Genomic DNA, 25,773 nt, shown 5'->3' on the forward strand with positions numbered 1-25,773 from the left:
GCATGACCGACACTCCCGGCAATAGCGCAACCGACCTGCTCGCCCGCACCCTGCCGCCCGACCCCAACGTGGCACAGCGGCGGGCGTCCGATCCGACCGCCTCGGTGTGGGTGGGGGCATCGGCCGGCTCGGGCAAGACCAAGGTGCTGACCGACCGGGTGCTGCGGCTGATGCTGGCCGGGACGCCGCCGGCGCGCATCCTGTGCCTGACCTTCACCAAGGCGGCGGCGGCGGAGATGGCGATCCGCATCAACCGCACGCTGGGCCTGTGGGCGACCCTGCCCGACGATGGGCTGGAGGACAGGCTGGCCGACCTGTGCGGCGAACGGCCGTCGGTCGAGGCGCGGCTGAATGCAAGGCGGCTGTTCGCCCAGGTGGTCGACTGCCCCGGAGGCATGAAGATCCAGACCATCCACGCCTTCTGCCAGTCGCTGCTGCGCCGCTTCCCGCTGGAAGCCGAACTGGCACCGCATTTCGACGTGATGGACGACCGCACCGCCGACGGGCTGCTGACCGAGGCGCGCGACGCCGTGCTCCACGCCGGTAGGACCGGGCCGGACAGCCCGCTCGGCCGCGCCATGGCCCGGCTGACCGCCGACCTGAACGCCGAGGATTTCGCCAACCTGCTGGCCGAACTGGCCGGCCAGCGCGGACAGATCGAGAAGCTGCTCGAATCCCATGGCGGCCTGGACGGGCTGGTCGACGCCATCCACGACACCCTCGGCGTGCCGCCCGGCGTCACCGAGGAGTCCATCCTCGCCCATGCCAGCCACGACGACCAATGCGATCCGCCGGCCCTGCGCGAGGCCTGCCGTGCGCTGTCCGGCGGCGGCAACAGCGACCAGGAGCGCGGCATCGCCATCCAGCAGTGGCTGGACGCCACAGACCGCCGGGTGCGTACCTTCGATGCCTACAAGCGCCTGTTCCTGACCGCCGAGGGCAGCCCGCGCAAGACGCTGATGACCAAGAAGCCGGCAACCGCCTATCCCCAGGCGCTGCTGTCCCTCCAGAAGGAGGCGGAACGGCTGGTGGAGATATCGGAGCGGGTGAAGGCAGCCGGGGTCGCCGCCTCCACAACCGCGCTGCTGACGCTGGCGCAGGCGATGCTGGAGGCCTACCGCGAGCGCAAGGCGGCGCGCGCGCTGCTGGATTACGACGACCTGATCCTGGCGGCCAACCGGCTGCTGGGCGGCAAGGACGGCACGGCGGCGCGGGTGCCCTGGGTGCTCTACAAGCTGGACGGCGGCCTGGACCATATCCTGATCGACGAGGCGCAGGACACCAACCCCGACCAGTGGGCCATCGTCGCCGCGCTCGCCGGTGAGTTCTTCACCGAGCTGGAGGCGGCGGCCCCCGACGGCAAGATCCGCACCGTCTTCGCGGTAGGCGACGAGAAGCAGTCGATCTTCAGCTTCCAGCGCGCCGATCCGGCCGAATTCGCCCGCATGCGCCGCCATTTCCAGGACAAGGCCGAAACGGCGGAGCGGCTGTGGTCCGGGGTGGATCTCGACATCTCCTTCCGTTCCACTTCCGCGGTGCTGGAGACGGTGGACGCCGTGTTCGCCGTCGACCGCGCCCGCGACGGCGTGGCGTCCGACGCCAGCCCGGTCATCCGCCACCGCGCCTTCCGCCGCGGACAGGCCGGCCTGGTCGAGCTGTGGCCGCCGGTGAAGCCGGCGGAGGCGGTGGAAACGCCGGCCTGGGCGCCTCCGGTGGCCCGCGAAGCCACCGATTCGCCATCGGCCCGCCTCGCCTCCGTCATCGCGGCGACGGTGCATCGCTGGATCGACAGCGGGGAAAGGCTGGAGGCCAAGGGCCGGCCGGTTCAGCCCGGCGACGTCATGGTGCTGGTCCGCCGACGCACCGCCTTCGTCACCGAACTGGTGCGGGCGCTGAAGGACCGCGGCGTGCCGGTGGCCGGCGTCGACCGCATGGTGCTGACCGAACAGCTCGCCGTCATGGATCTGGTGGCGCTGGCCGACTTCCTGCTGCTGCCCGACGACGACCTGACATTGGCCACCGTGCTGAAGGGCCCGCTGATCGGGCTGACCGAGGAGGAGCTGTTCCGCGTCGCCCATGGCCGGCGCGGCACGCTGTGGCGCGCGCTGGTGGCGCTGGCGGAGACCGAGCCGGACTTCCGCCCGGCCCGGCGCTATCTGGGCGACCTGCTGGCGCGCACCGACTTCTCCGCACCGTACGAGCTGTTCGCCGGCCTGCTGAACCGGCCCTGTCCGGCCGACACCCGCTCGGGACGCCGGGCGATCCTGAAGCGGCTCGGCCCCGACGCGCAGGATCCGCTGGAGGAGTTCCTGGCCGTCTGCCTCGCCTTCGAGAAGACGGAACCGCCGTCACTGCAGAATTTCCTCGCCTGGCTGGCGGCCAGCGACGCGGAGATCAAGCGCGAGCTGGAACAGGGCGGCGGCACCGTGCGGATCATGACCGTCCACGGGTCCAAGGGGTTGCAGGCGCCGATCGTCTTCCTGCCCGACACGCTGGGCAGCCCGACCCAGAGCCCGCCGATCCTGTGGCCGGACGAATCCTGCCCGGTGCCGCTGTTCGCCGCGCGGCGCAGCCAGGAGGACGCGCTGAGCGCCGAGGCGCGGATGCGGGCCAACCGGCGGCGCGACCAGGAATACCGCCGGCTGTTGTATGTCGCGCTGACCCGGGCCGAGGACCGGCTCTACATCTGCGGCCATCAGGGCAAGCGCGAGCCGTCCGACGATTGCTGGTACCGGCTGGTCGAGGAGGCGATGCGCGGGAACGGCGTGCCGCATCCCTTCGACTTCACCGGCCTCAGCCCCGACGGCTGGGCCGGCGAGGGCTGGCGGCTGGTCGGCGCCCAGACCGCTGCGGTACCGCGCCATGTCGAGAGCGAGGACAGCATCGCCGCGGCCCCGCCGCCGCCCTGGATCGCCGACCCGGCGCCGGTCGAGCCGGAACCGTCGCGCCCCCTCACCCCGTCGCGCCCCGATGGCGAGGAGCCGGCGGCGCGCTCCCCGCTCGGTGCCGACGACGGCCAGCGCTTCCGCCGCGGCCTGCTGGTCCACCGCCTGCTGCAGACCCTGCCCACTCTGGCCGAGGCGGCGCGGGAGGCCGCCTGCCGCCGCTTCCTCGCCCGGCCGGCGCACCAGCTGACCGCCGAACAGCAGGACGCCATCGCGCGCGAGACGCTGGCGGTGCTGAGCCATGCGGAGTTCGCGCATCTGTTCGGCCCGGAGTCGCGGGCGGAGGTGCCGCTGGTCGGCGTGGTGGCGCTGGGCGACGGCAGCCGGGCACTGGCCGGACGCATCGACCGGCTGGCGCTGGCCGGCGACACGGTGTGGATCGCCGACTACAAGACCAACAGGCCGCCACCGCGGGATCTGGAAGACGTTCCAATGGTTTACCGCCGTCAGATGGCCGCCTACCGCGAGGCGTTGCGCGCCGTCTATCCCGGCCGCCGGGTGCGCTGCGTGCTGCTGTGGACCGACGGTCCCTTCACCATGGAACTGCCCCCTTCCCTGCTCGACGCGGCGGCAGCCGGGCTGGCGCCGCGGGCGGGATGACGGACGGGCGGCGGGCGGGACGTGACCCGAAAGATGGGGTGACTTGACCGGCCGTGTACCTCCGCCCTACATTTTGCTCAATTCCACTGACGGGGCGATGCCCGCCGGCCTTCCACAACCGGTCCGCGGCGCTTCCGAATCCAGGCAAGAGGTCACATGAGCACCACCATCAAGGTTACCGACGACAGCTTCGAGCAGGACGTCCTGAAGGCCAGCGGCCCGGTCCTGGTCGATTTCTGGGCGGAATGGTGCGGCCCCTGCAAGATGATCGCCCCGGCGCTCGACGAGCTGGCCGGCGAGTATGAGGGTAAGGTCACCGTCGCCAAGCTGAACATCGACGAGAACCCGGACACCCCCGGCAAGTACGGCGTGCGTGGCATCCCGACCCTGATGCTGTTCAAGGACGGCAGCGTCGCCGCCACCAAGATCGGCGCTCTGCCCAAGGGTGCGCTGTTCCAGTGGGTCGACTCGGCTCTGTAAGCGCCCGTAACGCTCCAGGTAAGGAAAAGCCCCGCCCGCGGTCACCGCGGCGGGGCTTTTTCGTTGGGGTCCAACGCCGAGGCCCCCCTCACTGCACCTTCTTCGCCTTCTCCTTCGCCGCATCCTTACCTGCACCGGTCGCGATCTCCGCGGTGCGGGCGAGGTTGTCGGCGGCGGCACGGCCCCATTCGCTGTCGGGAGCGACGCGGCGGGCCAGCGCCCAGTCGTCGCGCGCGGCGGGCAGGTTGCCGCCCAGCGCCTTGACGTTGCCGCGCAGCAGGATCGCCTCCGGATCGCCGGGCTTCAGTTCCAGCGCCCGGTCGATGTCGCCCAGCGCCTGCCGGTAGTTCGACAATGCCTTGTTGGCCGATGCCCGGTAGAGATAGGCGTCGGCCCGCCGCGGGTCGCGGGCGAGCGCCGAATCGAGGTCGGCGATGGCGTCCCAGAACCGTTCGCCTTCGGCACGGGCGAAGGCGCGGTCGATCAGCAGGTCGGTGTCGCCCGGTGTCTTGTTCAGCGCCGAGCTGTACAGCCGTTCCGCCCGGCCCTGGTCGCCGGCCCGCAGCCATGCCCAGCCGGCCCGGCCGAGCAGGGAGGCCGCCGCCTTGGGATCGTCCTTGCCGAGCGTCGGCACCAGCGCCTCGATCTGAGTGCCGGCCGCCTTGAAATCGCCGGCATGGAACAGCGCCAGGCCCTGGCAGAGTTTCGCGAAATCGCCGCCGCCCTGCTCCAGCCAGCGCTTGGCGTCGGCAATGGCGCCGTCGGGATTCGCCTCCGCCTTGGCGGCGCAGGCCTGAAGCTCGCGGTTGCGGTCCAGCCCGGACGGCGGGCCGGCGGCGGCATCGGCCGTGGACGGAAGCGCCAGCGCAGAGGCCAGGGCCAGGGCTACGAAAAGCCCCGAAGCCGGGGCACCGGAAAGGTAGGGATTGCGTCGGGTCATGGTGCCTTTACACTCCGCCATCGCCGGGCGGCGCGCAAGCTCCGGAACAGGGCCCGCCCCAGCTCCCGGCTTCACCGAGACCACCGCACCAACCGGAACCGCCCGCGATGACCGATCCCCGCCTGTTCGTGTTCGGCCTCGGCTACAGCGCCGGCGTCTTCGCCGACGCGCTGCGCGCCGACGGCTGGCGCATCGCCGCCACCTGCCGCAGCGAGGCGAAGAAGGCGGAGCTGGAGGCCCGGGGAATCGAGGCCTTCCTGTTCGACCGCGGCCGGCCGCTGGCCAACGCGAGGGCGGCGCTTGCCGGCACGACCCACCTGCTGGTCAGCGTGCCGCCGGATGCCAACGGCGACCCGGTGCTGGACCAGCATGCCCCCGACCTCGCCGACCTGCGGACGCTGGACTGGGCCGGCTATCTGTCCACCACCGGGGTCTATGGCGACACCAAGGGCGAATGGGTCGGCGAGGCGGCATGGCTGAGACCGACCGGCGAGCGCCAGAAGCGCCGGGTGGAGGCCGAACGCGGCTGGCTGAACCTCTACCGCCAATATGGCGTGCCGATGCACCTGTTCCGGCTCGCCGGAATCTACGGTCCCGGCCGCAGCGCCATCGATTCCGTCCGCGACGGCACCGCCAAGCGGGTCGATAAGCCGGGTCAGGTCTTCTGCCGCATCCATGTGGCCGACATCGCCGCGACGCTCCGCGCCTCCATGGCCCGGCCGACGCTGGGCGCGGTCTACAATGTCGCCGACGATCTGCCCGGCCCGTCGCACGAGGTGGTGGAGTATGCCTGCCGCCTGCTGGGGCTGGAGCCGCCTCCGCTGGTCCCCTTCGATCAGGCGGAGCTGTCGCCGATGGCCGCCAGCTTCTACGCCGACTGCCGCCGGGTGAAGAACGACCGCATCAAGCGCCAGCTTGGCGTCATCCTGGCCTATCCCGACTTCCGTGCCGGGCTGGAGGCGCAGCTGGCGGCGGGACTATAGGCAAATGGTCCGGTAAATGGTCAACCTAAGCTTACAAAGCAAATGACAGACATATGCCGGTAATCATAAACTTGTAACCAAGATGCGCATGGAAATGGCAAAGGTTATTTAATAATCTCCCGGGATCATGGACGTCCAGGCGACGACAATCCCGCGAGGTGTTGGGCGCATGAGCAGCACGCCTACGGTTATGACCGCCATTCTGTCCACCGGCCCCTCCACCGGCGGTCCGGTCGGGGACGGCCTGAATCAGGCCGCCTTCCGCCGCCAGATGGACGAGGTCGTCTCGCGCATCCCCATGCACGCCATCCGCTCGGTCCTCGACGCGGTGGAGGGAGCGGCGAGCCCGAATGCCGAGCGGGCTCGGCATCTGCGCGACGCGCTGGTCGATCATTTCAACCGTCTGCGCCCGATGAAGGCGCGGCGCCTGTTCACCAGCCTGTTCGAGCCCTTCCTGGTCGACGACCCCATCCTCTACCGCTCGCCGGAAGCGGTGCCGGCGCTGATCCAGCGGGTGGACATGGGCGGCATCTGGGCGGCGCTGGCCCGCTACGCCTTCCCCGGCCTGGCGTCGGAGGTGCAGGGCCGGTTGGATGCCATGGCGCGCGAGGCGATGCTGGACGCGGTGCTGACCAGCCCCGATGCGCTGGTGATGCGCGACCTGATGCGGCGTGAAGCGTTGGATTTCCTCTATGCCCTGGCCGGTGACCGCAAGCTGACCGACCGCTTCCTGGCCTTGGCGAACGAGGAGGCGCACCAGGACGCCGGGCTGCGCACCCAGTATCTCGGCCGCAAGGCGCCGATCGACGGCGACCTGTTGGGCTTCGTCCGCGCCCTGCTGGAACACAATGCCGTTCTGGTGCCGCTGACCGAGCGCATGCGCCGCGACATCGAGGAGATCAGGGGGGAGGAGGGGATGCAGGCCGCTTCAGGCCTACGCTCCGCCGAGGTCGACTGCCAGTCTGCGCTGATGGTGGGCTTCGTCCGCCGGGTGCGCGACCTGGGCCTGCCCTTCCGCGACCAGTCGCAGGTCCTGGCCTGGTTCGCCCCGCTCTACGGGCTGAACGTCAAACGCCGCTATGACGTGTTCCTGCGCCATGTGCGCGAGCATGGCGGCCCGGCCGTGCGCGAGTCGCATCCGCTGCTGCGTGCGCTGCTGTGCCATTTCCACGCCGCCTGCACCACCATCCGCGAGGTGGTGGACGGCATGTTCGGCGACATGGAGATCCAGGACGGCGGCGTACTGTCCGCTCCCGCACCGACACGCGTCCTGCTGGGCGAGGCGGTCGAGCGGTTCGACCGGGCGCTGACCGCGCTGAGCGGCACCGGCTTCCTCGCCAGCCGCTCGACCGGGCCGGCGCTCCGGGCGGAGTTGAACGCGGTCAGCCGCGACCTGACCGGCACGGTGATGCCGGCCCTGGCCGCCCGGCTCCAGGCGGCGATGAACGCCCGGCACGCCCCGGTGCCCGACCATGAGGACATCGTCTGGCTGTTGGATCTGGTCTGGCGCTGGGGCCGCCATCTCGGCAATGCCGGCTACGCCAATCCGGAGTTGAAGTCTCTGCGCCTCTATGCGGTGGAGACCGGCCGCCTCGCCTTTCTCCAGGCGATGAAGGCGGAACCGGAGGAGAAGCCCGCCCACCGCATGGCCCATCTGCTGCGCATCCGCAGGCTGATGGCGGCGGTGGGCGAGACGGTGGACGACTGGATCAGTCCGGTCAGCCAGGGCCTGCACCGGGTCGTCCACAGCTATCTCGACGCCGAGACATCGATCGATGCCGACGAATGGGCGGTGATCGACGCCTTCGTCACCGCGGTCCGCGGCGAGCTGGCCCGTTCCCGCAACTGGCAGCGTGCCGACTTCGTCGACATCCTGCGCCTGCACGAGGCGCGGCGAAGGGGGGCCTGAGGGGGCACCGGGAGAGAACTCGCCGGTTCCTCCCCCTGGCCGAAGGCCCTGCCCGCAACAATTTGGTTCGACCCACCCGCCGATGTGGTATGATGCGCGCCCGCTCGGGGCTGGGCGGCCGGTTTCCGGCAATCACCCCGGCGAGCTTCGCAATCTCAGCCCGGCCGAGACCACGCCAGCATGAACATCACCATCGAACGCGCCGCCCTTCTCCGTTCCCTGGGTCACGTGCAGAGTGTGGTCGAGCGGCGGAACACCATTCCGATCCTCTCCAACGTCCTGCTGCGTGCCGGCAACGGCGAGCTGTCGCTGGCCGCCACCGACATGGACCTGGAAATCGTCGAGACGGTTCCGGCCTCGGTCGGGCGTCCCGGCGGCACCACGGCTCCGGCCCACACGCTGTTCGACATCGTCCGCAAGCTGCCCGACGGCAGCCAGGTGGAGCTGGACATCGCCGGTGAGGGCACGATCCTGACGCTGCGGTCCGGCCGGTCGCAGTTCAAGCTGTCCTGCCTGCCGGTGGAGGATTTCCCCCAGCTGTCCAGCGGCGAGCTGAAGCATAATTTCTCGGTCGCCGCAGCCGACCTGCGCGCGCTGATCGACCGCACCCGCTTCGCGATCTCCACCGAGGAGACGCGCTATTACCTGAACGGCATCTACCTGCACGCCGCCAAGAGCAAGATGGGCAGCCTGGAGACGCCGGTCCTGCGCGCGGTCGCCACCGACGGCCACCGGCTGGCCCGGGTCGAGATGCCGCTGCCGGATGGTGCCGACGGCATCCCCGGCGTGATCATCCCGCGCAAGACCGTCACCGAAATCCGCAAGCTGGTGGACGAGGCCGCCGACCGCATCGAGCTGTCGATGTCCGACAACAAGATCCGCTTCGGCTTCGACAGCGTCGTCGTTACATCCAAGCTGATCGACGGCACCTTCCCCGACTATGAGCGGGTGATCCCGGTCGGCAACGACAAGGTGATGGAGGTCGATGCGAAGCTGTTCGCCGCCGCCGTCGACCGCGTCGCCACCATCTCCACCGAGAAGAGCCGGGCGGTGAAGCTGTCGCTGGTCCGCGGCGCCCTGACCCTGTCGGCGACCAGCCCCGAGGCCGGCAGCGCCACCGAGGAGCTGGAGGTCAGTTACGCCGAGACCCCGCTGGAAATCGGCTTCAACTCCCGCTATCTGCTGGATATCACGCAGCAGATCGAGGGCGAAGGCGCCCAGTTCACGCTGGCCGACGCCGCGTCGCCGACCATCATCCGCGACATTGCCGACTCCACGGCGCTCTACGTCCTGATGCCGATGCGTGTCTGATCGGGACGTGTTTGAAGGGGAGCCGGGGATCGTCCCTGCTCCGGGCGGAACGGATTCCTTGCAGCATACAGCAGCTTCGATGACCGGCGGCGCCCTGGGTCCGGTAGCGGCGCCGGCTCCCGCTCTGGCGGTGCGGCGGATGACGTTGACGCGCTTCCGCGGCTATGATTCCGCCCGGCTGGAACCCGACCGCCGCCCCATCGCCCTGATCGGCCCGAACGGCGCCGGCAAGACCAACCTTCTTGAAGCCGTCAGTTTCCTCGCCCCCGGCCGCGGCCTGCGCGGCGCCCGTCTGGCCGAAGTGGAGCGGCTGGGCTCGCCCCCCGGTTCCGGCTGGGCGGTGGCGGCGACGCTCGACACCCCGATGGGATCGGTGGAGATCGGCACCGGCCGCGAGCCTCATGGCAAGGAGCGTACGTCCGACCGCGACCGCCGGCTGGTCCGCATCGACGGCCATCCGGCCAAGGGCCAGACCGCGCTGGCCGCTCATGTCGCCATGGTCTGGCTGACCCCGCAGATGGACCGCCTGTTCATCGAGGGGGCGAGCGGAAGACGCCGTTTCCTCGACCGGCTGGTCTTCGGATTCGACCCGGCCCATGCCGGCCGGCTCTCCCGCTACGAGCATGCACTGCGCGAGCGCGCCCGGCTGCTGCGCGACGGCCGTTTCGACGAAGGCTGGCTGGGAGCATTGGAGGATCAGATGGCGACCACCGGCATCGCCGTCGCCGCCGCAAGGCGCGAGGTCGTGCAGCGGTTGCGCGCCGCCTGCGCCCGCTCGGTCGGCCCCTTCCCCGGCGCCGGCCTCGCCGTCGACGGCACGGTGGAGCGCTGGCTCGACGAAGGACCGGCGCTGACGGCCGAGGATGCGCTGCGCCAATCGCTGCGGACCGGCCGCCGCGCCGATGCCGACGCCGGCGGCGCCACGGTTGGACCGCACAAGAGCGACCTCGCCGTCAGCCATGTGCCCAAGGACATGCCGGCCGCTCTCTGCTCCACCGGCGAACAGAAAGCGCTGCTGATCGCCATCGTGCTGGCCAATGCCCGTCTGCTGGCGGCCGAACGCGGCGCCGCGCCGATCCTGCTGCTGGACGAGGTTGCGGCCCATCTGGACCCCGAGCGGCGCGCGGCGCTGTTCGGCGAAATCCTGGCTTTGGGCGCCCAGGCCTGGATGACCGGCACCGATGACGGCGTTTTCGCCCCCCTTGGCGACGATGCCCGGCGCTTCCGTATCGAGGATGCCCGTATCCGCCCCGGCTAGAGGCAAAAATATGGTCTCCAGCCCCAAAAAAATGCGTGCTCCCGCACGCTAAACCGCCGTATCCGCAACCGAATCTGTTATAGTCGACGCCATGGCACAGGAAGCACTGAAGAACGACCTCCCGCAGTCGGAGCCCCAACAGGCGGACTATGGGGCGGAGTCGATCACCGTTCTGCGCGGGCTCGACGCCGTGCGCAAACGCCCCGGCATGTATATCGGCGACACCGACGACGGGTCCGGTCTGCACCACATGGTGTATGAGGTGGTCGACAACGCCATCGACGAGGCGCTGGCCGGCTATTGCGACAAGGTCGAGGTTCTGCTGAATGCCGACGGATCGGTCACGGTGCGCGACAACGGCCGCGGCATCCCGACCGACATCCATTCGGAAGAAGGCGTCTCGGCGGCCGAGGTCGTCATGACCCAGCTGCATGCCGGCGGCAAGTTCAACCAGAACAGCTACAAGGTTTCCGGCGGCCTGCATGGCGTCGGCGTGTCGGTGGTGAACGCCCTGTCCGAAACCCTGGATCTGCGAATCTGGCGTGCCGGCCGCACCTGGACCATGCGCTTCCGTCACGGCGTCGCCGAGGCGCCGTTGGCCGACGTCGGCCCGGCCCCGATGGTGCCGGAAAAGGGCAAGGAGTTGTCGGGCACCGAGGTCACCTTCATGCCCTCGACGGAGACCTTCACCAACATCGAGTTCGACTACGCCACGCTGGAACACCGGCTGCGCGAGCTGGCCTTCCTCAACTCCGGCGTCCGCCTGGTGCTGACCGATGCGCGCGGGGTGGAGCCGAAGGTGCAGGACCTGCATTACGAAGGCGGCCTGGAAGCCTTCGTGTCGTGGCTCGACCGTTCCAAGGTGCCGCTGCACAAGCCGTCGATCACCCTGAAGAACGAGCGTCCGACCGAACATGGCGGCGTGGTGACGGTGGAATGCGCGCTGCAGTGGAACGACAGCTACCACGAGACGACGCTCTGCTTCACCAACAACATCCCGCAGAAGGACGGCGGCACCCATCTCGCCGGCTTCCGCGCCGCGCTGACCCGCGCGATCAACAACTATGCCACCGAATCCGGCATCGCCAAGAAGGAGAAGGTCAACCTGTCGGGCGACGATGCCCGTGAGGGACTGACCTGCGTCCTGTCGGTAAAGGTTCCGGATCCGAAATTCTCCAGCCAGACCAAGGACAAGCTGGTATCGAGCGAAGTCCGTCCCGTCGTCGAGGCGGTGGTGGGCGAGGCGCTGGCCCAGTATTTCGAGGAGCATCCGGCAGACGCACGGCGCGTCGTCCAGAAGGTGGTCGAGGCCGCCGCCGCCCGCGAGGCCGCCCGGAAGGCACGCGAGTTGACCCGGCGCAAGGGCGCGCTCGACATGGCGTCGCTGCCCGGCAAGCTGGCCGACTGCCAGGAACGCGATCCGGCGGCGTCGGAGCTGTTCATCGTCGAGGGCGACTCGGCCGGCGGCTCGGCCAAGCAGGGCCGCTCGCGTCAGTTCCAGGCCATCCTGCCGCTCCGCGGCAAGATCCTGAACGTGGAGCGCGCGCGCTTCGACAAGATGCTCGGTTCGGCGGAGATCGGCACGCTGATCGCGGCGCTGGGCACAGGCATTGGCCGCGACGAGTTCAATGCCGACAAGACGCGCTACCACAAGATCATCATCATGACCGACGCGGACGTGGACGGCAGTCACATCCGCACCCTGCTGCTGACCTTCTTCTTCCGGCAGATGCCCGACCTGATCGAGCGCGGTTATCTCTACATCGCCCAGCCGCCGCTCTACCGCATCAAGCGCGGCAACGCCAGGGAACGGTACCTGAAGGACGACCGGGCGCTGGAAGAGTATCTGGTGGAAGCGGCGCTTGGCGATCTGTCGGTCCAGCTGTCCGACGGTACGCTTCTGATCGGTGACCAGCTGTCCGGTCTGGTCGAGCAGGCGCGCACCGCACGGCCGGCGATCGACACGCTGTCGCGCAAGGTCGGCCACGCCCTGGTGGTGGAACAGGCGGCGGTCGCCGGCGCGCTCGCCGCCACGCTTGCCGACGACAAGGCCGCCGCACAGAGTGCCGCGCAGGCGGTCGCCGAACGGATGAACCGGATGGACGCCGATGGCGGCTGGCGTGGCGAGGCTCTGCCGCAGGGCGGCTATGCCGTCATCCGCGCCCGGCGCGGCGTCACCCACCGTCACCTGTTCGACATCGACCTGCTGAAGAGCGGCGAGGCCCGCCGGTTGGACGGGCTGGCCGCCGACCTGAAGCGGGTGTTCGGTACCGCAGGCAAGGCCTTCGAGAAACAGAAGGAAGCCCGGGCGTTGACCGGTCCCGTCGCACTGTTCGACACCGTCATGGAATTGGGCCGCCGCGGCGTCACAATCCAGCGCTACAAGGGTCTGGGCGAGATGAACCCCGACCAGCTGTGGGAGACCACGCTGGACCCGACCAAACGTTCGCTGCTGCAAGTCCGGGTCAACCACGCCGATCAGGCGGAGGAGGTGTTCTCCACCCTGATGGGCGACATCGTCGAACCGCGGCGCGAGTTCATCCAGGACAACGCGCTGAAGGTGTCAAACCTGGACGTTTGATCCACCAATTGTGGTCAGTTTGGTCAGTTAAGCAAAGAATGAGAAACCGAATCCTAAGTTTGAGAAACTTTTAACCGTCCTATCATCAGAGACGGCAGGATCCATCTCCGGAAGCGGAGAGCGAGCAAAGAGGGCGGGGCCGTAATGGCTCCGCCCTTTCTGTTTGTGCTGCTGGTTAATTACGACCTCCTCGCGGACAGGCGCGCGACTCCGATGTCAGTCCCTAATTCGCTTGCCCCGCGGCGACTCTCTGATACTGTCGATGAGCAAGTCTGAGAGCATAAGCGAGGGAAGCGCTTCCAGTCCGCGCGGCAAATCGACGACCGTTACCAGCGATGGACTGGAATGGCCGCTCTCCAAGTCGCTGAGATAGGGCACGCTCATTCCTGCAAGGAATGCGAGTTCCACCTGGAAGAGGACCTCTCAACAGCATCTGGATGATTGGCAGTATCCCAAGCTGAGCGCCCATAGTGCAAAAGGTTAGTCGGCCTATTTAGAGGCTAGGCGGTAAGAAGCAAAAGACGTCAATGCGCGCTTCGTAATCGCGAACCAGACGTTTCCAGCGGGTCATCCACCCGAAGCTTCGCTCGACCAGCCGAAGGCCATTCGAGCCGATTGTCTCCAGCGTGCTGGAGATTCGCCACCTCACCACCGCCCTCCAGAGGCTGTGTCCACCTGGGCTTACCCTGATCCTGGGTTGGTCGGTATGGCGACGAACCCATCAGGCAGTCGCACATGCGTATCATTGGGCCGCCAGATCATGCTCGGGTAACCTCAACTGTAGGACTTAGATACGAACCTTTCGGTAGCCTATGCCTCTGATGAAGCCCCGCTCCAAACACCATCGCCGTGTAAGACCGGCTCTTGTGTTGTTAGAGTATGCTCGGCCATCCAAACGAAACCGAAGAAATGATGGCCATGCAGGAGGACAAGGATGGTTTTTCATTACATGAACTAAGACCTCTTCCTCATCCATTATGTTGGGTAACGGCTTCACCAAATAGCGAAATCCCCATTCAGTAGTGCTATCAAGCACCGCGTGCGTAACCGTATGCTTCCGCTCAGGGCGGAACGATTGGACAGATCGGGCTCGGTCAGCAATCCAATCACGGGAACTCCAGTTACAGAAATAGACATTGTCCATACAATTTAGCAACTGATGATCGTTGATTGCTTCGATATCAGATACACGCTCCACATCTACCCAGTGATCTTGTTTGCTTACTGTGTAGACATCGCCATCGTAGAGAAGAGCGCAGAGATCTTGAGTGAGCGGGAGAATGAATATAGCACCGGCGGTCTTAGCGCCGAAGCGGCAATCGGATTTTCTCGATCGCTGGATTATAAGACGGTTCGTTAAAATTGCTGGATTGTCTGATGTAATGAATGGGCGATTCGTACGGTTGCGTACAATGCAGAGCTTCAGATCATCAATGATGTCCATAGACTCTGCGAAATGCAACATTGCAGATTGCACCGCGGCCTTCTGTGCTTCGCGCTTTGAGGGTATAGGGATATCCGATCCAGGTAAGTCTAGCATCGAGAGTGTCATCTCACTCGCACTTCGTGATGCCTCCTCCGTCCGCAAATGCTGCAAGTAAATAAATTTCCTTAGGACAACATGCTCTATCGGTCCTATAATTAAATTCTCCTGCGCAAGATGCTTCATACATTCTCCATATTTGTTCTCAACAAAGTTTATTGCTTTCTCCAGATCGTTGTCCCATCCATAGAAATAGTCTCCAGAGCACTGATGCTTGACGGCAGCATTTTGGATGACCTTCATGCGATTGAAATTAAAGAGATTAATTGCCAATCCATTGCGTTCAATGGTGAAATGGCGCAAATATACACGCGGAACGTAGTGCTGGTTTTTATTTCTAGCCATAATCACATCATTCTGGAATTTTTATCTAAAAAATTAACCGGAATTCTAAGGATACTCGTGCCAGTTGCTCACTTAGCGACCATGGACGCAAATCATGAGGTAGCGCACAGCTTGTTTCTGGTGGCGTGTAGTTCATGGTTTACTTTGGCCAAGCCGCCCAGCCATCCAATGGATGGCAATAAGCACTGGGTGCCATTGCACCATATGCCCTAGGCGGCTGTAAGAAAGGCGGTCTCCTCCTTGAAGGAGAAACGTGTTGCGAGGCATGTGCTGTCTCTGCGGCTACCACGGGAAAGCTCGAGCGTCAGCAGACTATCTGTCGGGAAGGCTGGGCTGAGTTCAAGCTTGAGGTATTCAAAGAGTTGGCGATCATGGACCGCGATCATAACCTGACGGCCATGCTCCTTGGACAAGGTTCTCAGCAGTGCCGCGAAATGGGCGATATGAACGTCGTCCATCGACTGCACCGGATCATCAAGAATCAACCAAGGCAACTCCCCGGGTACCGAAAGATGCAGCGCAATAAACAAGGTCAGCGCCGCCGTATTGAGATTGCCAGAGCTCAGCATGGCACCCGGAGTTCCGCCGTTCTCGCCACCGTCCCGGTGCTCGGTGACAAGCTTGGGCTGAAGCCTTTGCGTGGACGACTCCGGAATGCGGAAAGCGGGCACGAACGGCTCACCAGGCGCCAGCCGCACGAATAGATCCCGCCACACACGATTGAGCCGGTCGTTGAATTCCCGGCGAATGATAGCCGATCGGACCTTATCGACGGCGGTACGGATCATAACACCCTGAGAGCGCAAGACTTGTGCCCGGGCGAGGGCCTGTTCGGCACGCTTGTGGGAGGCAAGATCGACCTTGATTTGTGCGTCGACTTCTTGCCGGCGCGTGATTGCCGTACGAATTGTCGTGATGTAGTCGACACCCTTGCGCCGCAGCAAGAGTCGTTGCTCCAAGTGTGCGGCCCGTGCCGCCATAAACGCGTCCAATCGTGATGCGGCGGCCTCGAAGGACTCATCCTCTACCAGCGCGGCTGTTCCGATCGAAAACGCGAAACTGTTCAGCGTCTCGCGAACTGCCGCCAGCGAGAGGTGACTAGACTGGACGGCGTTTACCATGCGCTGGGCCGCGATGGCTGCGGTGCGCAATCGTCCCCCCTCGCGCACTGTATCAATTAAGCCTTCTAGCTCGGTGATAGCCGTTTCGATTGAGGCCTGTCGGCGATCAACCTCAGCCAGAGCTTCCGGTTCGAGCCGACGAGCGTCGATTGCCTCAATCTCCCAATCCAGACGTTCAATGATGACCTGCACCTCGCTGCGGGTACGCCCCAGAACCAATAAACGCTCAGCCGACGCAGACAATGTCCGCACCTTGCGATGAATGTGCTCGCCGAGCGGCCTTTTGCTTACTTCTCCGAAGTCCCGGTCGCAAACGGGACAGATATCGTCGGCGATGAAGGATGTAAGCTCAGCCAATGCCGATCCGAAACTGCCCGCACCGCTCGGCAACTGCGCGATCTCCTCTTCAATTGTATCACGTTGACGCCGTGCGACGTCGCGCTCATCCAGCGCCGCAGCATGCCGAACGATATCGCTTCGTGCGCGTGATACGTAGTCTGTCAGCTGCTTATGCTCGGCGCGCAAGCGCGTTAGCGCCTCTTCGGAGAATTGCGCCGGATCGTTTGACGCCGAGAGGTCAGGCAGCAACCCTTCGATGCGACTGCGAAGACGGCTGACCTGTGCACCATGAGTTGTCTCCCATTGCGTGAACTTTCGGCCGGCATCGTCTGCACTGATCCCCACGACTTGCGTGCCGGGAGATATGACGCTTTGTGCATGGATGATCTCACGTCGGATCGACGCAAGCTTTCGCTGCTGATCTGCAAGCCGTGCGAGCACCTCAGCGTCAACGGGTTCCGCAAGTGCCGTGGCGACGTCGTCCAGCGTCTCCTCTCGTACTTCTACGGACAACTCGAGTTCAGCACAGAGTGTCGCGAGTTCGCATATGCTTGCTTCAACCTGTCCGTGAAACTTTTCACGACTCTTACGTTGATCGACGAGTAGATCTTTAAACCTATCCTTTTCACCTTCTGCTTCCAACCAGCCTTCCACATTTTTGCGGACGTTACGCACATCCACAAAAGGTTTCAGTCCGGCCTCAAGCGTATCCAACCGATCAAGCCCCAAAAGCTTGCTAACGAATTGGGCCAGGGGGGAACCAGCATCGTTCCTGGCGTCCTGATAAATTTGGAGCAGCTGACCGAGCAGGGATTGCGGCAGGAATGCCCGCTCCCGGAAAAAGGAAGCAAGGGGCTCGGCCAGCGTATCGTTTGATTGCGCCCCGGTTGCGCTCAGGATCGACTCGAATTTTCGTTCTGATGTTCCCGTAGACGTCCGAAGCAGAATACTGCCCTCGGCCGCTGACCGGTGAAGCAATTGGCTCTCGTAGTCCGGATCAGCACGCAGCAGCGACTGTACCCTTCCAGTCAGCGCAAGCTCGGCAGCGGATAGAAAGCTCGTCTTTCCTGCCCCGTTTTCACCATGGAGAAGTACAACCTGAGCGTCGAGGGGAGCATGGACATGGCCGCGGATGCTGCGGAAGTTCGTGATGTCCAGGCTCTTGAGGGTGAGGTCGCTCACGACTCGTCTCCTCTGGGTTCGAACTGGAGCGCACTTCCGATCAGCCCGGCTACGGCATCGGTCACTGCATCTTCACCGATGCCGGATGTGCTGATCACAATGTCTATAAGCGCTTTGTTCGTGTCAGCCGGCAAGGTTCGAATGAGCTGCTCCATGGCCGGACCGCTGCCATCCTGCGTTGGCGTCGGGGGATCCGGAAGGGTCAACGGCAACAGTACACGAATCCGATCGTCAAGCTGACGCTCGGCATCCTTATCCACTGGCTTGCCTGCGACATCAAGCGCGACGCCTTCAACTTGGAGAACCCGGCAGGTCTCGGACAGCGCTTCAATTCCGTCAGCGAGTACGGCCCCTGCAAGAATGGCAGTGACGACAAAGCGCGACCCGGTGACGTCGAGGGCACGGCTCAATGCCTCCACGCGGTGGCGGACTTGCCTGCCATCACGATCGCCAAAATCCCCGGTCGTTGTGTCTATCAGCAGAATGAGATCGAGCGATCTGCCGTCGCGGCCCCGCATTGCCGATGTGAACGCAAATTGGACACCCGCCATCGTGAAAGGGGCTGGCAGGTCGCTGTAGCCCGCGCTGCGCAGCCGCTCCTGGATGGCCAGTACAAGGGGGGAGCCGGTCATTGTATCATCTCCGCGGCGAAATCCTGCTGGAGTGTCGTGGCGTCTCCGCAACGGGAAAGCAATGCGCCTAGACTGACATGAGTTGTGCCGATACGACCGGTACGCCCCGGAGGAGAGCTGACGCGCCGCGCGCTCACACTGCCTCCAGTCAGGCAATGCCAAGCATCGTCGGCATGCACGACGATCGCGTTGTCGTTGACAAAGGCTCCCCTGCTCTGAAGAGCAATGGCCTCTGTTGCCGACTTGACGACAAACAGGGGGCGATCCACGGCCCCTGACCTTGATGCGCGGGTGGTCATTGCGCCGGATGTCAGATCGTTTGACGCCGGCAAGCCCAGTTCCCAATACCCAGCCTTGGATCCGTAATGCAGCAGGGACAGCGCGATCCCAAGCCGCGCTATGGATTGGGCGTTGGCATCGCCCGCGATCAGGCCAACTCTCGCATGGCTCAGGATCTCGTAACCATCAGGATTCGTCGGAACGGCGCCGCTTCGGAACAGAGAGAGCATGCGTGACCATAAAGTGAGGGCTTGATTTACGAAGGCGGTTCGATCAAAGGCGCCAGGGAGGGGCACCGCGTGATGAGCGACCTCGTCCCGAAATGCCTTGAGTAACGGCTCAAGTGCAGCCGCGATCGCCCCCTTCCCTATGGAAGCGAGACAGAGCTGCATCAGCTGCACAAGTTTGCCTTCAAGCACTCTCAAGGCTAAGGCGATCAACACCTTCTCGCCCCAGGCACGCAGCAGCGTGGCCTCGTGGACAGCCACTGGGTCGTTGTCATACGCATCGCCATAGCAAAGGCGCAGCACGTCGCGTTGGCCCAACTGGATCACATCCTCGCAGAAGATATGCGCCGGAGCCTTCGGCGCGCAAGGCCAGGGCCAGGGATTGATTTCCCGCGCGCGCGAGAAGATCGTCTGCAGATTGGTGTCCTGGATCGAAAGCCCAAGCACCATTGTCTTGTGACGCGCTGCGATGCCAACGACCTCGTGACGCATCGCGGCAAATTCAGCCTTTTCCGGCCAACCTATGATCTGGGTGTGGCTTCCGATCAGATATTTTCTGAAGGTCCCCGGCTCGCGGGTCGCATGCACGATGCAACCATGGAACTTCAGCAATCGTGCCCGGCCGGGGGGATCCCGGAGTTGATCCGGATCGACGACGACCTGTAGAAAGCCTGGCACCCCATTGCCGAGCCGCTCGATCGACGCCTCGATCGCGCCGTCCCAATTGGCCGACGCGATATCTTGTACCACGCCTTCAAGGGCAAGAACGGCGATGCACAGATGCTCCGCGGCAGGTGGCTTGGGATTTCGAAACGCCTCCCTGATATCAATCGCTTCCCACAAAACAAAATCGGCGGGCTTGCCAGCAACACGAATATCAAGCACGCGCGAATATCTGTTCCAGAGTCGATCAACAATCGTATTTCGCTCCGGCCAAGCGGAAAGCGGCTGCCCATATTGCGCTTGCACGCTGGCGGCCGGGACCTCTGCAAGCGCCAGGAACTCTTCAAGTGCTGGCATATAGTCATTCGCCGTGGCCGGATTGATGGCTTGACTGCGAATATGATCAAAGGCTCGCTCGATCAGGTCGCCGAGACGGGGAGCCTGTCTCGAAATTCCCGAGCCGACCCAGAGTGCAAATTCGCCATCCGCGACCGCGCGAGCAACGTCGGCGAACTCGTTTTCGAGCTTTGCAAGTACCTCGGGAACCGTAATATCACTGGCGGTCGGCGTCGGTGGCACGCTCTCTCTACTCCCTTCACAGCGCTATCGGGCATTACCCTCGAATGACAGCCCCATTCTTCCGCGTCATCGGAGCTAATGCCAGCAAAAATTGAAATAAATAATAAATTGATATAGTTTGTATTCTAATGGAATGTTGACCATCCTCAGAACAAGGGGCCTGTTCTCGCTACATTCCTAATGGTAGGGTCCCATACACGCGAAAGGCGGCCCGCTTGGTGAGGGGGTGGAGCACGCCGGCAGCCACGGCGCGGGAGAGCAGCAGGCGGCTGGCGGCGGCTGACAAGCCACAGCGCTGCGCCAGGATGACACCGGTCACCGCCGGCATTTCGGTCAGCAGGTCCGCGACCAAGCCGCCGCGTCCGGTGGAGCGCGCCGGCTTCAGGACTTGGTGCAGGCGCTGATGGGCTGTGCTCAGCCGCCCATGAAGCGCCAGCCCGACCTCCGCCGCGCGCCGGCAGGCGTCCAGCCAGTCGATCACCGCGCCGTCCTCGGTGAGCAGACGGTCCGGCCGGTAGCGGCCGAGGTGCCCGCGGAAGCCGAGGGCAGGGAACAGGACCAGGCCGTCGGTCGCGCCGAGCCGAACGAGCAGCTGCGGCACCAGGGCACGGCCGACGGCGCCGCCAACCGCGCCGGCGCCGCCGCTGGCCGACCAGTGGCCGAGGAACCCGCCGGCGGCGATCAGCGGCGGCAAGTCGTGCCAGCGGGCCATCGCCTCCGGCGTCAGCGCCCGGGCCAGGGCGGCGTGGGCGGCGGCGGGGTCCGGCACCTCGATCAGACTGGGCGGCAGCCGCTCCCGCAGGAGGCCGGCGGCGATCTCGCCGGGCCGGCCCTTGAGGCGCAGGCGGGCGGCGGCGGCCAGGCGGTTGGCGGTGAAGAGCTGCCGGGGATGGCGGGCGGTGACGGCGCGCAGCAGACGCAGGATGCCGGCGGCGAGGGCGACGCGGTCGACTCCCTCGACGGCGCGCTCGGCGTCGGCCGCCAGGGCGCCGACCGCCTGCAGGCGGAGCTCGTCGGCATCGACCGCGATGGAGTCGAGGGCGGCGGAGGCGGCGGCCTCCTCGAGCAGCATGTGGGCGAGCCAGCCGCGGCGCACGGCGGGCGGGGCGGCTGCCAGCCGGTCGTCGAGCCGGGCCAGCCGGTCGACCGCTGCCGACAGGGCGGAGCCGGCGTCATTGGCCATCCCGGCGGGCCACGCGCCGGGCAAGGGAGAGTTTGACAGCCGCCGCACGGTTTTAGGACCTCTCAGATGGCTGAAATACTGGACACACTGCGATGAGATGCAAGCTAACACGCTGTTGGCTTGCGCATGCTGGAGGATCGCCGGAAGGCGCGCAATGGCGGCTGTACTGCGCGAAAATTTCCCTTTTCGCGCAGGAACCCTCCGGCTAGGCTCGGCACCGGACAGCCACCGGGAAACCGGTAAATTCTCCCCGCCCACCGCCGTCTCCGGACCCCGCCGATGCCCTACGTCGCGCTCGACCGCCGCTTCGCAACTCTGTCTCCCGACGACGTTGCAGGTGATCCCGACTGGTCAGCGCCGGCAGCGGGCACCGACCAGGGGTGGGCGGCGTTGCTCCAGGACCCGGTGACGGTGATCCTCGGGCCGGGCGGCACCGGCAAGACCACTGAGATGCGGGAGCAGGCCCGCCGCCTGCGCGCCGGCGGTCGGGTGGCCGTATTCGTTGCGTTGGAGCAGTTGGTTGACCAGACGCTGGCCGAGGCACTGGACGGCGAGGAGGCCGCCGCCTTCGCAGGCTGGGTTCTGGCGGGCGGCGAGGCGGTCTTCCTGCTCGACGCGGTGAACGAGGCGAAGCTGGTCAAATCAGGCGCCTTGTCCCGCGCGCTGAAGGCCTTCGCCAAGGACGCCGGCCGGGGGCCTCTGCGGGTTCTGCTCTCCTGCCGGCCGAGCGACTGGCAGTACCACGCCGATGCGGACACCGTCCGCGACGCGCTATGTGACCTCTTTCAGCCCCCCGTCCCGGTCAGCGCTCCCGGCGCGAGTGGAGAGTTGGACGACCCGACGGCCGCCCCGGGAAGCCTGATGGCCGTCCCCTCAGCATCGGCGCCTGTCCCTGTCGCGGTTGCCACCGTGCGCCTGCTCCCGCTGGACGAAGCGCGCATCCGCCGGCTTGCATCCAATTATGGCGTGGACCGTGCCGACGCCTTCATCGATGCCTTGAAGGAAACCGGTCATCTGTTCCTGGCCGGGCGGCCGCGGGATCTGGAATGGCTCGCCGAGTATTGGAACCGCGAAGGTCGGATCGGAACGCGGTGGGACATGCTGGAGCTCAACGTTCTGGCGAAGGTGAAGGAAGCCAACGTGGTCCACAGCGACTCCGACCCCCTCTCGCCGGAGAAGGCGCTGTGGGGCGCCGAACGGCTCGCCGGTGCCACCATCCTGGGTCGCCAACCGGCCATCCGGCTTCCGGACTCAGGTCCGCTGTTGGTTTCAGCTCGCTCGGCGCTCGATCCGGCCACCGTGCTTCCCGACTGGCCCGCCCGCGAGATCGCCGCGTTGCTCCGTCGGCCCCTGTTCGAGGAGGCCCCTGGTGGCCGGGTGCGATGGCATCACGCCTCGACTCAGACCTATCTGGCAGGACGGTGGCTGTTGGGCCTGCTGAAGGCGGGCTGTCCGGTCCCTACGGTGATCGATCTGTTCACCAGCGAGGTCGATGGGCAGCGCTACCTTGCCCCATCGCTGCGGGAGGTTGCTGGTTGGGTCGTCTGCCGTCACGCCGCCGTCCGTGAAGCGTTGACTCCGATCGCTCCAGAGCTCGTTCTGCTGTGGGGGGATGCCGCGCAAGTGCCGGTCGAGGCGCGGGCGAAGGCGCTGCGCATCCTCGCTCAGCGTCATCCGGAGACTGTTTCATTTGAGTGGTTCGTTGAGGCCGGTGATTTGGTCCGGCTTGCCGACCCGGCGCTCGTGCCGACTGTCCAAACCTTGCTTGCCGAACCGGGAAGAGCTGTGGCGATGCGCCGGTTCCTGCTCGATCTCATCCGGGTCGGGAGATGGCGGGAGGCGGCAGAGACGGCCCTGACCATCGCGACCGATGCGACCCAGGACCTGCGGATCCGGATCGCCGCCGTGGAAGCGGTCGGCGCCGCCGGCGACGCGACGGTGCATGCCCGGTTGCGGGCCTACGCGCTGGAGACGCCGGAGCTGCCCAATGCTTTTCTGGTACGGGTTGGGACCGCACTGCTGCCCGACGCCCTATCGGTCGAGGACACCGCCGCTCTGTTGGCGAAGTTCACCATGGTGCTGCCCGACGCGATTGGGGACGCAAGCTACGCCGTCGGGCGGCACTGGGTGGACACCGTCCGACCGTCCGACCGAGAGACTCTGCTGGCTCATCTTCTCGATCTGATCACCACGCCGCCGCACGCTCCCGGGCAGAGGAGCATGCGGACCATGCCCCTCTCGGAGCGCTATGGCTGGCTGATCCACGCCGTTAACCGGACCGTGACCCTCGAGGTGACCCGGACCGCAGAGGACGCTGAGGAGCCGGCACCGGTTCTCATGCGGGGTCTCCAGCTTCTCTACGAGTGTGTCCGCTGGGGCGGGCCCAGGGTGCACGAACGAGATTCCCTTGCGGCAGCACTTGCCTTGAACGTTGCTGTGCGGTTTGCACTCTACACCATAGTCCTGTCGACTGCCGACGATCCTCAGAGGGCGTTCATCGGCCTGGAAGGGCGGTTCTGCCGGTCACAGCCCGGTGATGTGCTTGAGTTCCTGAGGCGGTCGGACGAGGCCGAAACTTCGGAGAACCGGCGGCGGCTGTTGCTCGGGGCCTGCGTGGTCGCACACCGGCATGGGATGGCCGAAGATGTGCGCGCCCGGCTTGAGGCCGCGATCGCCGCCGCCAACTTGCCCCCGTCCCAGTTCGAAGAACTGCGGCACTGGATCGAACCGGCACCGGCCGTTTCACCTCTCACATCGGACACAGACGCAGACACGGGTGCGGCCGAAGCCGCTGCCGCCGAGGCGGCAGCCTTGGCCGATGCGCGTCGTCGCCTGACCGAGGAGATCGATGCGCTCCGGCGCGGCGAGGCCTTCGGTGCCCTCCAGTATCTGGTTGGTCAGATGCGTCTATTGCCCGGAGCGACAGCGATGCGGTGGGGGCAGGCCAACATCGACTCCTTGGCAGCGCGCTTTGGGGTCGCCATCAGGAACGCGGCCGCCGAGGGCCTCGTGCGGTGGTGGCGGGGCTGGTGTCCGCCACTGCCCTCGCAACGGGATGATCCGTCCTCGGTCGAACAGGGCGTCGTCGTTGGTCTTACCGGCTTGGCGGTCATTGCCGCGTCGGGCGGCGACCTCGCCGGGTTGTCGGCCGAGGACACCCGGACCGCGGCGCACTACGCGTTGCGGGAGATCAATGGACCGCCGGATTGGTTCCCGGTGTTGCTTGCAGCCCATCCGGACGTGGTGGGCGCTGTTCTCGAAGCCGAGATCGCCGGGCTGTTTGGGGAGGGTGCCGACGATGCCGCGTGACCGCCAGAGCCTGCGCGCCATCGCCGCCCTGGAGCCGGCCGCCAAGCTGGTCGCCGGTGACCTGCTGACACGGTTGGAGCAACGCACCCCCGACGGGACGGATGGCCTTGTCGACGCCTTGGCCATCATCGCCCAAGGGACCGAGGAGGACCGCTCCCGTCTGGCCACGCTGAGCGCCCTCCGGACGGCCGATCTCTGGAGCAACGACCGCGACAACGCCTGGCCCTGGCTGCAGGCCTGGATGGGCACCGATGTCGCTGCAGCCTGGAGCTTCGTTGAACGCGCCCTGGCGGCCGCCCCCGACGACCCGCGGGCGGTGTTGGTGCGGGTCCTCGGCTTTTGGGATGAGGTCCGCTTCGACGTAAAGACCATGTGGAGCGAGCTTCGCGAGCAGCCGGCCCTGCTGGCGAGGATCATCCCCACCGTGTTCCGGTACCTCCCGCCTGATGAGGATCCACAACACACTGGGGTCTATGAGGTTACAATCGAGGACCGGGCGGTTGAGATCCGCGGCCGGCTCACCCGCCTGCTTGAACAAATCGCCGGGCCGGAGGCGCATGCGGCCCTGAAGGCTCTGGCAGTGCATGCCGATCTGGCGGCGGTCGCGCCCGTCTTCCGAGATGCGGTGCGGCGGCATGGCGAGGCGGTCGCCGATGGGGAACCCTGGACACCGGCTCAGATCGTGGCGTTCGCCGCCGAACACGAGTGCGATCCCAGGACCCCCGACGACTTGTTCCGCGTGGCCTGCAACCGGTTGCGGGCCATCCAGCACGACATCGAGGAGCGGGATTTCGGTGACCGGGGCCTCTTCCCACCGAAGACCCCCGAAATATCGCTGCAACGCTATTTCGCGGGACGGCTCGAGCGGGAGAGTCGTGGCCGGTACGACGTGACCCGCGAGGAGGAGGTCGCCGACCACAAGGAGCCGGACATTCGCCTCCGCCGCGCGCAGGTGGGGGTGGTCAGCATCGAAATCAAACCGTTGGATAGCGGGCGCTATTCGGTGGCCGAACTGAAAGACACGCTGGAGACCCAGCTTGTCGGCCAGTACATGCGGGCGGTCGACTCCCGCCACGGCATCCTGCTGCTGTGCATGATCGAAAGCCGCAGGTGGGAGATCGAGAACCCGGACGGCACCATCAACCGGTTCGCAGGCTTGCCTGATCTCCTCAGGGTTCTCAACGACGCAGCGGTCGGCTTGGTGGCCCGCCGCCCTGACATTGACGGCCTGACGGTGATCGGCATCGATGCGACCCCCTGGGAAAAGGCAGGCAAAGCGAGCAAGACGAAGAAAGCGAAGGCTCCTGTGAAGCCCGGTCGGCAGGCCAAGGTCAAGACGGCCGCTCCAGCGGAGGGGACGTGAC

The 25,773-nt window shown here is 65.8% G+C and carries 16 protein-coding genes; 9 read left to right on the forward strand and 7 right to left on the reverse strand.

The annotated features are described in order from the left end of the window. Positions 1-2: 2 nt before the first annotated feature. Positions 3-3,545 carry a double-strand break repair helicase AddA gene (addA, locus tag ABMY26_RS27575; RefSeq protein WP_372397744.1) on the forward strand — a complete coding sequence of 1,181 codons (3,543 nt, stop codon included), beginning with the start codon at positions 3-5 and terminating at the stop codon, positions 3,543-3,545. A 156-nt stretch (positions 3,546-3,701) separates the two neighbouring features. Beyond that, on the forward strand, positions 3,702-4,025 hold the full coding sequence (gene trxA, locus ABMY26_RS27580; protein ID WP_045581239.1) for a thioredoxin TrxA: 324 nt from the start codon (positions 3,702-3,704) through the stop codon (positions 4,023-4,025). 88 nt (positions 4,026-4,113) lie between these two features. Here trxA and ABMY26_RS27585 read toward each other — a convergent pair whose 3' ends face one another. After that, the gene (locus ABMY26_RS27585; RefSeq protein WP_372397746.1) at positions 4,114-4,965 is read right to left on the reverse strand and encodes a hypothetical protein; all 852 of its coding nucleotides are present in this window, start codon (positions 4,963-4,965) and stop codon (positions 4,114-4,116) included. Between the two features lie 107 nt (positions 4,966-5,072). Between ABMY26_RS27585 and ABMY26_RS27590 the strand changes: the two genes are divergently transcribed. From ABMY26_RS27590 to gyrB, 5 genes are all read left to right on the forward strand, one after another. Then, complete coding sequence (locus tag ABMY26_RS27590; protein ID WP_372397747.1) at positions 5,073-5,948, forward strand: SDR family oxidoreductase; 876 nt, start codon at positions 5,073-5,075, stop codon at positions 5,946-5,948. Between the two features lie 169 nt (positions 5,949-6,117). Beyond that, a complete protein-coding gene (locus ABMY26_RS27595) occupies positions 6,118-7,857 on the forward strand; it encodes a hypothetical protein (protein WP_372397748.1) in 1,740 nt (579 codons plus the stop codon). 180 nt (positions 7,858-8,037) lie between these two features. Continuing rightward, complete coding sequence (gene dnaN, locus ABMY26_RS27600) at positions 8,038-9,168, forward strand: DNA polymerase III subunit beta (RefSeq protein ID WP_372397749.1); 1,131 nt, start codon at positions 8,038-8,040, stop codon at positions 9,166-9,168. Between the two features lie 79 nt (positions 9,169-9,247). Further along, the gene (gene recF, locus ABMY26_RS27605; RefSeq protein WP_372399069.1) at positions 9,248-10,426 is read left to right on the forward strand and encodes a DNA replication/repair protein RecF; all 1,179 of its coding nucleotides are present in this window, start codon (positions 9,248-9,250) and stop codon (positions 10,424-10,426) included. 91 nt (positions 10,427-10,517) lie between these two features. After that, positions 10,518-13,007 carry a DNA topoisomerase (ATP-hydrolyzing) subunit B gene (gyrB, locus tag ABMY26_RS27610; protein ID WP_372397750.1) on the forward strand — a complete coding sequence of 830 codons (2,490 nt, stop codon included), beginning with the start codon at positions 10,518-10,520 and terminating at the stop codon, positions 13,005-13,007. Between the two features lie 216 nt (positions 13,008-13,223). On the opposite strand, the gene ABMY26_RS27615 is transcribed toward gyrB, so the two are convergent. The 6 genes from ABMY26_RS27615 to ABMY26_RS27640 all read right to left on the reverse strand — a co-directional run bounded on the left by ABMY26_RS27615 (position 13,224) and on the right by ABMY26_RS27640 (position 21,100). Next, positions 13,224-13,415: a helix-turn-helix domain-containing protein gene (locus tag ABMY26_RS27615; RefSeq protein ID WP_372397751.1), complete on the reverse strand. Its 192-nt coding sequence runs from the start codon at positions 13,413-13,415 to the stop codon at positions 13,224-13,226. Positions 13,416-13,794: 379 nt separating this feature from the next. Beyond that, the gene (locus ABMY26_RS27620) at positions 13,795-14,895 is read right to left on the reverse strand and encodes a DUF4238 domain-containing protein (protein WP_372397752.1); all 1,101 of its coding nucleotides are present in this window, start codon (positions 14,893-14,895) and stop codon (positions 13,795-13,797) included. 209 nt (positions 14,896-15,104) lie between these two features. Then, positions 15,105-17,537: an AAA family ATPase gene (locus tag ABMY26_RS27625; protein ID WP_372397753.1), complete on the reverse strand. Its 2,433-nt coding sequence runs from the start codon at positions 17,535-17,537 to the stop codon at positions 15,105-15,107. Beyond that, positions 17,534-18,169 carry a hypothetical protein gene (locus ABMY26_RS27630; RefSeq protein ID WP_372397754.1) on the reverse strand — a complete coding sequence of 212 codons (636 nt, stop codon included), beginning with the start codon at positions 18,167-18,169 and terminating at the stop codon, positions 17,534-17,536. The genes ABMY26_RS27625 and ABMY26_RS27630 overlap by 4 nt, the downstream gene beginning before the upstream one ends. Continuing rightward, positions 18,166-19,917 (reverse strand): hypothetical protein, encoded by a 1,752-nt coding sequence (locus ABMY26_RS27635; RefSeq protein ID WP_372397755.1) that lies wholly within the window; start codon positions 19,915-19,917, stop codon positions 18,166-18,168. Before ABMY26_RS27635 ends, ABMY26_RS27630 begins: the two co-directional genes overlap by 4 nt. A gap of 169 nt (positions 19,918-20,086) precedes the next feature. Continuing rightward, positions 20,087-21,100 carry a hypothetical protein gene (locus ABMY26_RS27640; protein ID WP_372397756.1) on the reverse strand — a complete coding sequence of 338 codons (1,014 nt, stop codon included), beginning with the start codon at positions 21,098-21,100 and terminating at the stop codon, positions 20,087-20,089. Between the two features lie 279 nt (positions 21,101-21,379). On the opposite strand from ABMY26_RS27640, the gene ABMY26_RS27645 reads away from it, so the two are divergent. Next, positions 21,380-24,409, forward strand: coding sequence for a hypothetical protein (locus tag ABMY26_RS27645; protein ID WP_372397757.1), 3,030 nt, complete (start codon positions 21,380-21,382; stop codon positions 24,407-24,409). Further along, complete coding sequence (locus ABMY26_RS27650) at positions 24,399-25,772, forward strand: hypothetical protein (protein WP_372397758.1); 1,374 nt, start codon at positions 24,399-24,401, stop codon at positions 25,770-25,772. Before ABMY26_RS27645 ends, ABMY26_RS27650 begins: the two co-directional genes overlap by 11 nt. Position 25,773: the final 1 nt, after the last annotated feature.

Source organism: Azospirillum sp. HJ39 (assembly GCF_041507355.1).
Lineage (GTDB): Bacteria > Pseudomonadota > Alphaproteobacteria > Azospirillales > Azospirillaceae > Azospirillum > Azospirillum thiophilum.

Coding starts and splice junctions, on each gene's coding strand:
- addA (WP_372397744.1), top strand. CDS start 3: ATGACCGACACTCCCGGCAATAGCGCAACCGACCTGCTCGCCCGCACC.
- trxA (WP_045581239.1), top strand. CDS start 3,702: ATGAGCACCACCATCAAGGTTACCGACGACAGCTTCGAGCAGGACGTC.
- ABMY26_RS27585 (WP_372397746.1), bottom strand. CDS start 4,965: ATGACCCGACGCAATCCCTACCTTTCCGGTGCCCCGGCTTCGGGGCTT.
- ABMY26_RS27590 (WP_372397747.1), top strand. CDS start 5,073: ATGACCGATCCCCGCCTGTTCGTGTTCGGCCTCGGCTACAGCGCCGGC.
- ABMY26_RS27595 (WP_372397748.1), top strand. CDS start 6,118: ATGAGCAGCACGCCTACGGTTATGACCGCCATTCTGTCCACCGGCCCC.
- dnaN (WP_372397749.1), top strand. CDS start 8,038: ATGAACATCACCATCGAACGCGCCGCCCTTCTCCGTTCCCTGGGTCAC.
- recF (WP_372399069.1), top strand. CDS start 9,248: ATGACCGGCGGCGCCCTGGGTCCGGTAGCGGCGCCGGCTCCCGCTCTG.
- gyrB (WP_372397750.1), top strand. CDS start 10,518: ATGGCACAGGAAGCACTGAAGAACGACCTCCCGCAGTCGGAGCCCCAA.
- ABMY26_RS27620 (WP_372397752.1), bottom strand. CDS start 14,895: ATGGCTAGAAATAAAAACCAGCACTACGTTCCGCGTGTATATTTGCGC.
- ABMY26_RS27630 (WP_372397754.1), bottom strand. CDS start 18,169: ATGACCGGCTCCCCCCTTGTACTGGCCATCCAGGAGCGGCTGCGCAGC.
- ABMY26_RS27640 (WP_372397756.1), bottom strand. CDS start 21,100: ATGGCCAATGACGCCGGCTCCGCCCTGTCGGCAGCGGTCGACCGGCTG.
- ABMY26_RS27645 (WP_372397757.1), top strand. CDS start 21,380: ATGCCCTACGTCGCGCTCGACCGCCGCTTCGCAACTCTGTCTCCCGAC.
- ABMY26_RS27650 (WP_372397758.1), top strand. CDS start 24,399: ATGCCGCGTGACCGCCAGAGCCTGCGCGCCATCGCCGCCCTGGAGCCG.